The sequence below is a fragment of the Kitasatospora sp. NPDC127111 genome, from assembly GCF_042677465.1.
GTDB lineage: Bacteria > Actinomycetota > Actinomycetes > Streptomycetales > Streptomycetaceae > Kitasatospora.
Map to the genome: position 1 here is coordinate 6,997 of NZ_JBHXTG010000046.1, position 11,950 is coordinate 18,946.

The following is an 11,950-nucleotide window of genomic DNA, read 5'->3' on the forward strand; positions in this document are numbered from 1 at the left end:
GGGCCGCCCCTCCGGGAAGGGGCGGCCCACCACCGCCGGGGCCCGGACGGGCTACTTCTCCAGCGGCCCGCGGCCACGCACGGTGAGGCGGTCGTCCTTGTCGTCCCGCTCGACCAGGACGGTGTCGCCGTCGTGCACCTGTCCGGAGAGGATCGCCCGGGCGAGCTGGTCGCCGATCGCGGACTGCACCAGGCGGCGCAGCGGCCTGGCGCCGTACGCCGGGTCGTAGCCGGTGAGCGCCAGCCAGTCCCGGGCGGCCTCGCTGACCTGGAGGGTGAGCCGGCGCTCCCGCAGCCGCTCGCCCAGCCGGGCCACCTGGAGGTCGACGATCCGGCTGAGCTCGGCGGTGCCCAGCGGGTCGAAGACCACGATGTCGTCGAGCCGGTTGAGGAACTCCGGCTTGAACGCGACCCGGACGGTGTCCAGCACCAGGGCCTTCTTCTTCTCCTCCGGGGTGGTCTGGTCCACCAGGAACTGGCTGCCCAGGTTGGAGGTGAGGATCAGGATCGCGTTGCGGAAGTCCACCGTGCGGCCCTGGCCGTCGGTGAGCCGGCCGTCGTCCAGCACCTGCAGCAGCACGTCGAAGACCTCGGGGTGGGCCTTCTCCACCTCGTCCAGCAGCACCACGCTGTACGGGCGGCGGCGGACCGCCTCGGTGAGCTGGCCGCCCTCCTCGTAGCCGACGTAGCCGGGCGGGGCGCCGACCAGGCGGGAGACGGAGTGCTTCTCGCCGTACTCGCTCATGTCGATCCGGACCATGGCGCGCTCGTCGTCGAAGAGGAAGTCGGCCAGGGCCTTGGCGAGTTCGGTCTTGCCGACGCCGGTCGGACCGAGGAAGAGGAAGGAGCCGGTGGGCCGGTCCGGGTCGGCGATGCCGGAGCGGGTACGGCGCACCGCGTCCGAGACGGCCTGCACGGCCTCGGTCTGGCCGATCAGGCGGCGGCCCAACTCCTCCTCCATCCGCAGGAGTTTGGCGCTCTCGCCCTCCATCAGCCGGCCCGCCGGGATGCCCGTCCAGGAGGCGACCACGTCGGCGACGTCGTCCGGGCCGACCTCCTCCTTGACCATCGAGGTCGAGGTGTCCTCGTCCGCGGCGTGCGCCTGGGCGTCGGCCAGCTCCTTCTCGGCGGCCGGGATCTCGGCGTACATCAGCTTGGAGGCGCGCTCGAAGTCGCCGTCCCGCTGGGCGCGTTCGAGGGCGCCGGTCAGGTCGTCCAGCCGCTCCTTCAGCTCGCCGACCCGGTTGAGGCTCTTCTTCTCCTGCTCCCACCGGGCGGTGAGCGCGCTCAAGTGCTCGTTCTTGTCGGCGAGATCGCGCCGAAGCCGGGTGAGGCGCTCGACGGAGGCCGGGTCCGACTCCTTCTCCAGGGCCAGCTCCTCCATCCGCAACCGGTCGACGGAGCGCTGGAGTTCGTCGATCTCGACCGGGGAGGAGTCGATCTCCATCCGCAGCCGGGAGGCCGCCTCGTCGACCAGGTCGATCGCCTTGTCGGGCAGGTAGCGCGCGGTGATGTAGCGGTTGGACAGGGTGGCCGCGGCGACCAGGGCGGCGTCCGAGATCTGCACCTTGTGGTGCGCCTCGTACCGGCCCTTGAGGCCGCGCAGGATGGCGATCGAGTCCTCCACGCTGGGCTCGCCGACCAGCACCTGCTGGAAGCGGCGCTCCAGCGCCGGGTCCTTCTCGATCCGCTCGCGGTACTCGTCCAGGGTGGTGGCACCGACCATCCGCAGCTCGCCGCGGGCCAGCATCGGCTTGAGCATGTTGCCGGCGTCCATCGCGGAGTCGCCGCCGGCGCCCGCGCCGACCATGGTGTGCAGCTCGTCGATGAAGGTGACGACCTGGCCGTCGCTCTGCTTGATGTCGTTCAGGACGGCCTTCAGCCGCTCCTCGAACTCGCCACGATACTTGGCGCCCGCCACCATCGCGCCGAGGTCCAGTGCGACCAGGCGCTTGCCGCGCAGCGACTCCGGCACGTCGCCGGCCACGATCCGCTGGGCCAGGCCCTCGACCACGGCCGTCTTGCCGACGCCGGGCTCGCCGATCAGCACCGGGTTGTTCTTGGTGCGCCGGGACAGCACCTGGACGACCCGGCGGATCTCCTGGTCACGCCCGATCACCGGGTCGAGCTTGCCGTCCCGGGCGGCCTGGGTGAGGTCGGTGCCGTACTTCTCCAGCGCCTTGTAGGTGCCCTCCGGGTCGGGTGAGGTGACCCGGCCGCTGCCGCGCACGTCCTTGAAGGCGGCGAGCAGCGCCTTCGGGGTCGCGCCCTGCTGCACCAGCAGCTCGGCGACGGCCCCGCCCTCGGCGGCCAGGCCGACCATCAGGTGCTCGGTGGAGACGTACTGGTCGTCCAGGTCGTCGGCGCGCTTGCCGGCCTCGGTGAGCACGGCCAGGGTGTCGCGGGCCAGCTGCGGGGCGGCGACGGTGGAGCCCATCGCGCTGGGCAGCGCGGCCAGCAGCCGGCGGGCCTCGGCGTCGGTCCGGGCGACGTCCGCGCCGACCGCCTCCAGCAGCGGCCTGGCGATGCCCTCGGGCTGTTCCAGCAGGGCGGTCAGGATGTGCACCGGCTTGACGTCCGGGTTCCCCGCGGAGCCGGCCTGCCGGATGGCGGCGGACAGGGCGTCCTGCGTCTTGGTGGTGAACTTGCTGGCGTCCACTGCTGGGGTGTCCTCCTCGCTGATGGCTGCGTACTGCTGACTACAGCATGCACTAAGTTGAGTCTATTCCACTCAACTTTCTGCTCAACCGTCCTCGGCCCGACTTTTCGGTGAACTCTTCCGTGGCCGTGGCCGTGGCCGTGGCTGCGGCCGTGGCCCGCCGCCCGCCCCGGTCCGCCGGGTCAGCGTCAGCAGCTCCCGGGCCGGGCCGCTCGGCCGCCGCCCGGCCGGCCAGACCGCGCGCAGCGGGCGCCGCAGGTCCAGCTCCTCCGCCAGCGGCACCTCCACCAGCCGCCGGGTCGCCAGCTCCTCCACCACCGCCAGCTCGCTCAGGCAGACCGGCCCGGCGCCGGTCATCGCCGCCGCCTTCAGCGCGGTGGACGAGGCCAGCTCCAGCCGCGGCCGCGCCGCACCCCCGAACGGAGCGAGCGCCATCTCCAGCACCTCCCGGGTGCCTGACCCGGGCTCGCGCAGCACCAGCGGGGTCGCGGCCAGCTCGGCCCCGGTCAGCGGGGTCCGGCGGCGGGCCCACGGGTGGTCGGGGGCGACCACGACCACCAGCCGGTCGGCGGCCACCACCGCGCCGGCCAGCCCGGGCGGGGTCGACGGGCCCTCGACGAAGCCGAGGTCGGCCTCCCCGGCCAGCACGTGCCCCGCGACGTCCGCCGAGTTGGCCGTCCGCAGCGTCACCGCGGTGCCGGGGCTGCTCCCGTGCAGCGCCAGCAGCCAGCCCGGCATCAGGTACTCGGCGACGGTCAGGCTGGCCAGCACCACCAGCCGGGCGTCCCGCCGCTCGCGCAGCGCGTCGATCCCGGCGTCCAGGGCCTGCGCCGCCTCCACGACCTGGCGGGCCCACTCGACCACCAGCCGGCCCGCCTCGGTCGGCCGACTGCCGCGCGGCGAGCGGTCCAGCAGCGGGACGCCGATCTGCCGCTCCATGCCCTTGATCCGGGCGCTGGCGGTCGGCTGGCTCACCCCCAGTTCGGCCGCCGCCCGGCCGACGCTGCCCAGCCGGGCCACCGCGAGGAGCAGCTCCAGCGCGCCGAGTTCGGGGACGTGCGGGGAGAGGGCCATAGGTTCAGGCTATGCCCTCATAGAGTGCCCGGCGCTACCGGCACCGGCCCCGCCCCGGCACGGTGGACGGCATGGCCACCGTGATCACCCGGCCCCGACCCCCGCTCGGCGCCCCCCGCTCCCTCGCCCGCCGCCTCGGCCGTTCCCTCGTCGGCCCCTCCGCCCGCCCCGACCTCGCCCAGCTGGGCCCCAACTGGTACGCGGCGGTGATGGGAACGGCGATCGTCGGCAACGGCGCCGCGGCCCTGCCGGTCCGGCCGCCCGGGCTGACCGGGTTCGGCGAGCTGATGTGGGGCCTCGGGCTGGTCGCGCTGCTGGTGCTGGGCGCGGCCCGGCTGGTCCACCTCACCCGGCACCGGGCGGCCGCCCGTCGGCACCTGCTGGACACCCCGGCCACCGCCGTCTTCTACGGCTGTCCGCCGATGGCCCTGCTCTCGGTCGGCTTCGGCACCCTGGTGCTCGGCTCGCGGGTGATCGGCACCGGCCCGGCCGTGGCCGTGGACGCGGCGCTCTGGGGCGCCGGCACGCTGTACGCGCTGACGGTCGCGGCCGGCATCCCGTACCTGATGATCACCCGGCACCGGCTCTCCGCGCTGGAGGCGAACCCGACCTGGCTGCTGCCGGTGGTCGCCCCGCTGGTCGCCGCCGCCACCGGCCCCGCGCTCGTCCCGCACCTGCCGGCCGGCACCCCGCAGCGGGCCATGCTGTACGGCTGCTGGGCGCTGCTCGGCGTCGGCCTGCTCGCCACCCTCGCCCTGCTGCCGGTGGTGCTCACCGGCCTCGTGCACAGCAAGCCGCCGGCCCCGGCGCTGACCCCGGCGCTCTTCCTGGTGCTCGGCCCGCTCGGCCAGTCCACCACCGCCGTCCACCAGCTCGCCGACGCCGCCCGCCAGGTCACCCCGCGGCTCGCCCCCGCCGTGCTCGCCTTCGCCGAGCTGTACGGCGTCGCGGTGCTCGGCGTCGCGATGCTCTGGCTCGTCATCGCCGCCGCCGCCAACCTGCGCGCCCGCCGCGCCGGGATGACCTTCGCGATGACGTGGTGGGCGTACACCTTCCCGGTGGGCACCTGCGTCACCGGCGCGGCCGCGCTCGCCCGGCACACCGGCTTCGCGGGCTTCACCGGCCTGGCGGCGGGGCTCTTCGTCCTGCTGGTGGCCGCCTGGGCCGTCGCCGCGTGCGGCACCGTGGCCGGCCTGGCCGGCGGACGGCTGCTGGCGCGCTGAGCGGCCGGCGCGCCGAGCGGCGCGCGTGCCGAGGCGCCGGCGTGCCGAATGGGCGGTTCGTCCGGGTTCCGGCGCGGCCCTCGCACGGGTGCCCGGATGGCCGCTGTGATGCGACCGAATGACCACCGCATTGCGACCGAATGACCGCCCTGTCACGACCGAACGACCGGACGGCCGGTTTCCGCGAAAGCACCCTTCTGACCAGTACCTTTATCAGCAGCCGCGCCGCCCGGCGGCCGATCGCGCCGTTCGGCCGCTGCAGGTTCCTGCAATTGCGAGAACATGCACTCGGGCGGCACTTGTTCACCGGCCGTCACGCTGTGAGGGTGGAGCCACGCCAGGGTTGCCGGGCAACCGCAGCCCGATGGTGGCGACTTGCTCTTCAGAACTGGATGCGAGAGGTACGTCCGTACCTGCATGTCGGGGGAAAGAGCGCCGGCCGGGACGCCATGTGTGGTGATGGCCCCCGGGACCGGATCCAGCGAGGCGTTGCTGCTCCGCCTCGCCGGAAGCGCCTCGACCCTGGTGTGGCACCGGCGGCCCCCGGCCCCCCGGCGTGCGACGGCACCCGGGACCCGGGGGTCCGCCGGCTCGCTAGTACCGTGATCGCGTGCAGCGCGCCGTACCGGGATCATGACCGGTGGGCCGCACACCCCCGCCGCGCACTCGACACCCACTCGGCGCGCACGCGGAGCAAGGCGTAGTCCGAGACCCATCCGGCAGGGAGTGTTCGAGGTGACGGCGGACCCGACGGCCGTACCGGGCATCACCAGGCCGTCCGGCGGGCCCGACGAGGAGGCCCGTCGGCTCTACCTGGCCATCCTCGCCGACGGGGGCCGCATCGCCGCGGCCGACGTACCCGAGACCGACCGGGCCGCGCTGCGCCGGCTGGTCGACGTCGGCCTGCTGATGCCCAACCCCATGGACGCCTGCTACACCGCCGTCAGCCCACGCTCCGTCAGCGACCGGCTCGGCGCCGAACTGCGCAGCGAGGCCACCCGGCTGCTGGTCTGCGCCGAGAACCTCCCCGGTGCCCTGGACTCCCTCACCCGCGCCTACGACGCGATGCCCCGCCCGCCGGAACGCTCCGGCGGCGCCGTCTACCTCGAGGGCCACGTCCACATCCGCCACCGCATCTCGCAACTGGTCTCCGACTGCCGCACCGAGGTCCTCACCGCCCAGCCCGGCCACCGCCCGCCCGAGGCGCTGAAGATCGCGCTGCTCCAGGACGTCCAACTGCTCCAGCGCGGCTGCTCGCTGCGCACCATCTACCAGCCGGTGGCCGTCTCCGACCCCGCCGCCATCGCCTACGCCGACGAGGTCACCCGGCGCGGATCGCTGATCCGGACCCTGGACGAGCCGTTCCAGCGCCTGTTCGTCTTCGACCGCTCCGTCGCCGTGCTCTCCGCCAACGAGGACCACAGCACCGCCGCGTTCATCTCCGACCCGGCCGCGATCGCCTTCCTCGTCAACACCTTCGAACGCGACTGGGCCCGCGCCGAGACCACCGACTGGGCCGCCGCCCACACCAACGGCCCCGCCCGCGACGCCCCCGAACGGGTCGGCCGGCTGCTCGCCCGCGGCCTCACCCAACGGGCCGTCGCCAGCCGGCTGGGCCTGAGCGAACGCACCGTCGCCGCCCACATCTCCCGCCTGCGCGAGCGCTACGGCGCGCAGACCCTGTTCCAGCTGGGCTGGCAGATGAGGGGAGGGCAGGGTGGCTGACCTCGGTCCGGCGTCGGAGCTGCTGACGGCCGCGCTGCCGGACGCGGCCGCGCGCGAGCTGTACTGCGCGATCCTGAAGGACGGCGGTCGGATCCGGGCCGCCGAGGTCGCTCCGGGGGATGAGGCGGCGCTGCGGCGGCTCGTCGACGTCGGGCTGCTGGTGCACCAGTTGATGGACGCCTCGTACAGCGCGGTCGATCCGCGGTCGGTCACCGAGCGGATCGGGGCGGGCATCCGGCTGGCGAGTGCGCGCTTGCTGGTCGAGGCGGAGCAGCTGCCCGAGCTGATGGACGACCTCACGCGGGCGTACGACGCCACGTCGCGCCGGGCGGACGCGCCTTCCGGGGTGCGGTACTTGGCGGACATGGCGCAGATCCGGCACGAGATCGCCGTGCTGGCCGAGCGCTGCCGCTGGGAGTGCCTGACCGCGCAGCCCGGCGGCAGCCGTCCCGCCGAGGTGTTGCCCGCCGCGCTGGAGGCCGCCAGGCGGTACCTCGGGCAGGGCACCGCCATGCGGATGATCTACGAACCGGCGGTCCGACTGGACCCGGCGAACGTCGCCTACGCGGCCGAAGCCACCCGGCTCGGCTGCGTGATCCGGGTGCTGGCCGCGCCGTTCACCCGCCTGATGATCTTCGACCGGGCCGTGGCCGTGATCCCGGCGGCCGCGGACAACAGCAGCGCCGCCATCGTGGAGGACCCCGCCACGGTGACGTTCCTGGTGGGCGTCTTCGAGCAGCAGTGGCAGCAGGCCGAGGGCGTGAACTGGGCGGCCCTGGCCGAGGGCGCCGCCGTGTCGGCCGTCCACGAGCAGGTCGGCCGACTGCTGGCCCAGGGGCTGACCCAGCGGGCGATCGGGAGCCGGCTCGGGCTGAGCGAGCGCACCGTGGCCGGTCACATCGCGCGGCTGCGCGAGCTGTACGACGCGGAGACGCTGTTCCAGCTCGGCTGGCAGATGCGCGGAGCCCGGACGGGGGAGTCCGGTGCGTGAGCCGTCGGCCGATGAGCCGCCGGCCGGTGGGCCGATGCTCCGAGGGGCGGGGGAGGGGTCAGCCGGTGGCGGCGTTGCTCGGCCAGTAGCCGGTCGGGCCGACGGCCGGGGGCTGCTGCCGGGGGACGGTGAACTGCTCGCCGGGGGCGGTCCAGAAGCCCTGGCGCAGGGAGAGCGCCATGCCGGCCCAGTCGAGGGCGGTCTCCACGGTGTGGTGGAGGGCCTCCTGCGACCAGGTGTCGTCGAAGACCAGCGGCAGGACGGGGGCGACCTGCTCGATGGTGGCGATCAGCGGGTTGTGCGTGATGGCCTCGTCGACCAGCAGCACGATCGGCTTCCGCAGCGCCGACGCCCAGCCGAGCTCCAGGCTCACCCCGGCCGAGAGCGGCGCACCGACGTAGGCGAAGACCAGGTCGGCGGACTGCAGCGCCCGGAAGTCCGACGGCACGCGCGGCTCGGGGGCGCGCCCGGCGACGGTCCAGGCGTCACTGTGGTGGGCGCTGTACACGGCGGCGCCGCTGCGCAGGAGGGTCGTGCGAAGCGTCGTCAGCCGCGTCCGGCTGGCGAGCGTCACCACACTGTCCGCCGGACCGGTCAGCCGCATCAGCGGCGCGGCCAGGAAGACCCGTGCACGCCGGCCCTCAGGGGCCTGGCTGTCGTGGTGACGCAGGTAGGGCTCGGTCATTGTCGACTCCGGGGGGAAGGCCGACCGGGGGGGAGATGCGGTGCCGGCAGGCGCTGCGGTTGTTTGCTGCTTCAGAGAATCTGCACTGCACAGAGGGGTATTTGACGGTACAGCGGCAAGTTTCCCGCTTGTGCTGGACCATCGGGAGCGAACTGATCGTCTATCAGTGGCCACGGCCCCGTCCACCGTTTCGCCCTGTCATCTGGATGCCTGGCAGGGAGATGACGCGCATCGCCTCCTGTAGGAGATGACACGGTACGAGGTGTGCGGCATCATGTGGACGCCAGTGCTATTAGTTCGGCTCGCTAAGCCAAAGAGAAGGAGGCGTGAGTCCGTGTCTCGTATGTACCGACTTGTCCGTAAGGCCGTGCTGTCCGCCGTTGTCGGCGTCTCTCTCCTGGCCGTGGGCACTCTTGCGACGGGTAACGCGCAGGCCGAAACCGTGAATGGCCACGCGCCGGAGGTCCGGGCTCAGGTGCAGCTCATGGAGGAGGACTTCCACTGGTAGTGGATCGGGCCCGCGCGGCCTTCTGAGCCCGATCGGCCGGGCGCAGGGTCGTGCCGGGGATTGACGTCGCGTCCGGTTCGGCCCACGGCGCCGTGAACGAGGTGCCGGGTCGGATGGCCGCGCGTTGCCCCTAATGCGCCTCGTGGCCGGCCCTCGGCGCCTGCCCGAGCACGTAGCCGAGCTGGAAGAGCGAATCCACGTTGTACTCCTCGCGCATCTCCGCGATGTGCCGGGCGAGTGTGCGCTCGCTGATCCCGAGCCGACGGGCGATTACCCGGTGATTGGTTCCCGCGAGAAGCAGGTCGATAATCGTCTGGCGCAGCTGGGAGACGACTTGCTGGGGAATGGTCCGGTCGCCGTCGAAATCGAGCGCCCGGCTCCAGTTCCGTTCGAAAACCTCTTGGGCGAGGAAACTGATGACCGCGGGATCGTGGATGAAAGCGGCCAGGTGGTCGCCGGCCACGGGGATCACCGCAAGTCGTCGGTTGACGATGAGCAGCCGGGCGTACGGTTCGTCCAGGGTTCTGAACTGCCAGCCCTCCTTGGCCAGCGTGGCGACGTAATCCCTGGTGGGCTGGTGATGCCTGGTGCTGGCGTTGTAGATCGTCCGCATCGACGCGCCCTGCCGGATCATGTCCAGGTCGCGGTTCATGAACGAGGTCAGCAAGTCGGACGGCCGTGGGCCGCCCGGTTGCATGGCGAGGCCCTCGGTGATCTCGCCGGCCATGGCCTGCTGGACGCGCTGGTTTATCAGCGCCCGGCCCTGGACGTATTCGATCGGGCCTCCGCTCTGGGCGGGGTTGTGGAACGCCTCGGCGAGTTCGTTCAGATCCCCCGGGACGGCCACCGCGCGGGACAGCAGGTCGAGCGCCTGCCGTTGCCACGTGTAACTCAGGCTCGCCGCGAGTTTCGCGGGGTCCGCGGCGAAGAGCGAGCCGGGTTCGTCGGCATCCGATATCAGGAGCCCGATTTCCAGCAACTCGTCGAGTGCCGCACTCTCGTCGGGAGTGCAGGTGCTTCTGCTGAGCCGACCGTCCTCGCTCAAGGCCTTCAGGTAGAGGCCGCGGGCATCCGGAGACAGTAGGTGTGACCGGCCGTGGTTGTTCGCCAGTTGTTCTCGATCACTCACTTCCGGCTCCTTGTCGTCGACCGGACAAGTGGTCAACGCGACTGAGGTGTGCGGTCCCAGGGATTTTAAAACAGGGACCTCGATCCAGTGCCCGGCCCGGCGGGCACGGAGATTAACACCATGGCTGCTCGGAGGAGCACTCTCTCACCAACACCGAGCCGCCGGCACCCCCCGAGCAGGGGAGAACCGGCGGCTGTGGGCGGAGCGGCCCGGTCAGCGCTTCGGGCGCCAGACGACCAGGGCGCTGGACTGCGTCGGGGGCTGGTAGGGGACCAGGTCGCGGCGGTAGGAGGCGTGGATGGTGGCCTCGCGCTGCTGGAGGGCGGTGGCCGCGCCTTCGAGGGAGTCGACCAGTTCGGCGATGCGGGACTGGAGGGCGGTGACCTGGTTCTCCAGCTCGATGATCCGCTTGATGCCGGCCAGGTTGATGCCCTCGTCCTGGGAGAGGCGCTGGACCTCGCGCAGCTGCTGGATGTCCCGGGCCGAGTAGCGGCGGCCGCGGCCGGCGGTGCGGTCGGGGCAGACCAGGCCGAGCCGGTCGTACTGGCGGAGCGTCTGCGGGTGCAGGCCGGAGAGCTCGGCGGCGACCGAGATCACGTAGACCGGGGTGTCCTCGGTGAGGACGTACTGCGGGGGCGGGGCGGTGCGGCGGGTGCGCGGGGCACCGCCGGGGAGGCCTTCGCCGATCCCGGGGCCGATGGGACTGTCGGGGGTCATCTGGTCGTCACGCTCCCTTCGCCGCCTTGAAGAGGGCGGCTCGCGGGTCGTCGGAGGCGGTGGCCTCGCGGTACTGCTCCAGGGCCGTCAGCGCGTCGCCGGTGACGTGCTGGGGCACCACGACCTCCACGGTGACCAGGAGGTCGCCGCGGGTGCCGTCCTTGCGGGTGGCGCCCTTGCCGCGGGCCCGCAGGGTGAGGCCGTTGGCACTGCCGGGGGGCAGCTTGAGCTTCACCGAGGGGCCGTTGAGCGTCGGCACCTCGATGGTGCCGCCGAGGGCGGCCTCGGGGAAGGTGACCGGCACGGTCACGGTGAGGTTGTCGGCCTTGCGCCCGAAGACGGGGTGCGGGTCGACGTGCACGGTGACGTAGAGGTCGCCGGCCTGACCGCCGCGCTCGCCCTGGGCGCCCTTGCCCTTGAGCCGGATGCGCTGGGCGTCCTGGACGCCGGCCGGGATCCGGACCTGCATGGTGCGGGCGGAGCTGGCCCGGCCGCTGCCGTGGCAGTCGGGGCACGGGTCGTCGACGATCATGCCGCGGCCGCGGCAGTCCCGGCAGGGCTCGGAGAGCGCGAAGGCGCCCTGGCCGCGGCTGACGGTGCCGGCGCCGACGCAGGTGGGACAGACCCGGGGGGTGGTGCCGGCCTTGGCGCCGGTGCCGCTGCAGGTGCGGCAGGGGGCCTGACTGGTCATCCGGAGCGGGACGGTCGCGCCGTCGACGGCCTCCTCGAAGGAGAGCGTCACCTCGGTCTCGACGTCGGCGCCGCGGCGCGGCTGGGCCTGTCGTCCGCCGCGGTTGAACAGTCCGCCGAAGACGTCGCCGATCCCGCCGCCGGCACCGCCCTGGCTGCCGCTGAAGAGGTCGCCGAAGTCGAAGCTGTAGCTGCCGCCGCCCGGGCCGCCGGAGCGGAAGCCGCCGTTGGCGAAGAGGGTGCGCGCCTCGTCGTACTCCTTGCGGCGCTTCTCGTCCGAGAGGACGTCGTAGGCCTCGGAGATGTCCTTGAAGCGGTCCTCGGCCTTGGCGTCACCCTTGTTGGCGTCCGGGTGGAACTCGCGCGCCAGCTTGCGGTAGGTCTTCTTGATCTCGGTGGCGGAGGCGTCCTTGGGCACGCCGAGGACCTTGTAGTAGTCCTTCTCCACGTAGTCCTTGCCGCTCATGCATCCACCTCGCCGCGCTCGGCGGCCGCGTCACGCACCGCGCACCCACCGACGATTCGCTCGCTCATGCGCTGCCGCCACCTC

General features: G+C 72.8%; 9 protein-coding genes. 3 read left to right on the plus strand and 6 right to left on the minus strand.

Going from position 1 to position 11,950, the window contains the following annotated elements; translation table 11 throughout:
* Positions 1-51: 51 nt before the first annotated feature.
* Both clpB and ACFVHB_RS25165 read right to left on the minus strand, forming a co-directional pair.
* On the minus strand, positions 52-2,658 hold the full coding sequence (clpB, locus tag ACFVHB_RS25160; RefSeq protein ID WP_380326479.1) for an ATP-dependent chaperone ClpB: 2,607 nt from the start codon (positions 2,656-2,658) through the stop codon (positions 52-54).
* 84 nt (positions 2,659-2,742) lie between these two features.
* The gene (locus tag ACFVHB_RS25165) at positions 2,743-3,732 is read right to left on the minus strand and encodes a LysR family transcriptional regulator (RefSeq protein ID WP_380326482.1); all 990 of its coding nucleotides are present in this window, start codon (positions 3,730-3,732) and stop codon (positions 2,743-2,745) included.
* A gap of 71 nt (positions 3,733-3,803) precedes the next feature.
* On the opposite strand from ACFVHB_RS25165, the gene ACFVHB_RS25170 reads away from it, so the two are divergent.
* The 3 genes from ACFVHB_RS25170 to ACFVHB_RS25180 all read left to right on the plus strand — a co-directional run bounded on the left by ACFVHB_RS25170 (position 3,804) and on the right by ACFVHB_RS25180 (position 7,671).
* Positions 3,804-4,955, plus strand: a complete 1,152-nt coding sequence (locus tag ACFVHB_RS25170) for a TDT family transporter (RefSeq protein ID WP_380326485.1) — start codon at positions 3,804-3,806, stop codon at positions 4,953-4,955.
* A 735-nt stretch (positions 4,956-5,690) separates the two neighbouring features.
* Complete coding sequence (locus ACFVHB_RS25175) at positions 5,691-6,680, plus strand: LuxR C-terminal-related transcriptional regulator (protein ID WP_380326488.1); 990 nt, start codon at positions 5,691-5,693, stop codon at positions 6,678-6,680.
* Positions 6,673-7,671: a LuxR family transcriptional regulator gene (locus ACFVHB_RS25180; RefSeq protein ID WP_380326491.1), complete on the plus strand. Its 999-nt coding sequence runs from the start codon at positions 6,673-6,675 to the stop codon at positions 7,669-7,671. Before ACFVHB_RS25175 ends, ACFVHB_RS25180 begins: the two co-directional genes overlap by 8 nt.
* Before the next feature lie 58 nt (positions 7,672-7,729).
* Here the strand turns inward: ACFVHB_RS25180 and ACFVHB_RS25185 are convergent, their stop codons facing one another.
* The 4 genes from ACFVHB_RS25185 to dnaJ form a co-directional block, all read right to left on the minus strand.
* Positions 7,730-8,356: a hypothetical protein gene (locus ACFVHB_RS25185; protein ID WP_380326494.1), complete on the minus strand. Its 627-nt coding sequence runs from the start codon at positions 8,354-8,356 to the stop codon at positions 7,730-7,732.
* A 638-nt stretch (positions 8,357-8,994) separates the two neighbouring features.
* Positions 8,995-9,993 carry a helix-turn-helix domain-containing protein gene (locus ACFVHB_RS25190; protein WP_380326497.1) on the minus strand — a complete coding sequence of 333 codons (999 nt, stop codon included), beginning with the start codon at positions 9,991-9,993 and terminating at the stop codon, positions 8,995-8,997.
* A 213-nt stretch (positions 9,994-10,206) separates the two neighbouring features.
* Complete coding sequence (locus ACFVHB_RS25195) at positions 10,207-10,710, minus strand: heat shock protein transcriptional repressor HspR (protein ID WP_380326500.1); 504 nt, start codon at positions 10,708-10,710, stop codon at positions 10,207-10,209.
* 7 nt (positions 10,711-10,717) lie between these two features.
* Positions 10,718-11,866: a molecular chaperone DnaJ gene (dnaJ, locus tag ACFVHB_RS25200; RefSeq protein ID WP_380326503.1), complete on the minus strand. Its 1,149-nt coding sequence runs from the start codon at positions 11,864-11,866 to the stop codon at positions 10,718-10,720.
* Positions 11,867-11,950 lie beyond the last annotated feature (84 nt).

What these genes read in the sequence shown, in the direction of transcription:
- ACFVHB_RS25185 (WP_380326494.1), bottom strand. Translation starts at nt 8,356, where the DNA reads ATGACCGAGCCCTACCTGCGTCACCACGACAGCCAGGCCCCTGAGGGC.
- ACFVHB_RS25170 (WP_380326485.1), top strand. Translation starts at nt 3,804, where the DNA reads ATGGCCACCGTGATCACCCGGCCCCGACCCCCGCTCGGCGCCCCCCGC.
- ACFVHB_RS25195 (WP_380326500.1), bottom strand. Translation starts at nt 10,710, where the DNA reads ATGACCCCCGACAGTCCCATCGGCCCCGGGATCGGCGAAGGCCTCCCC.
- ACFVHB_RS25165 (WP_380326482.1), bottom strand. Translation starts at nt 3,732, where the DNA reads ATGGCCCTCTCCCCGCACGTCCCCGAACTCGGCGCGCTGGAGCTGCTC.
- dnaJ (WP_380326503.1), bottom strand. Translation starts at nt 11,866, where the DNA reads ATGAGCGGCAAGGACTACGTGGAGAAGGACTACTACAAGGTCCTCGGC.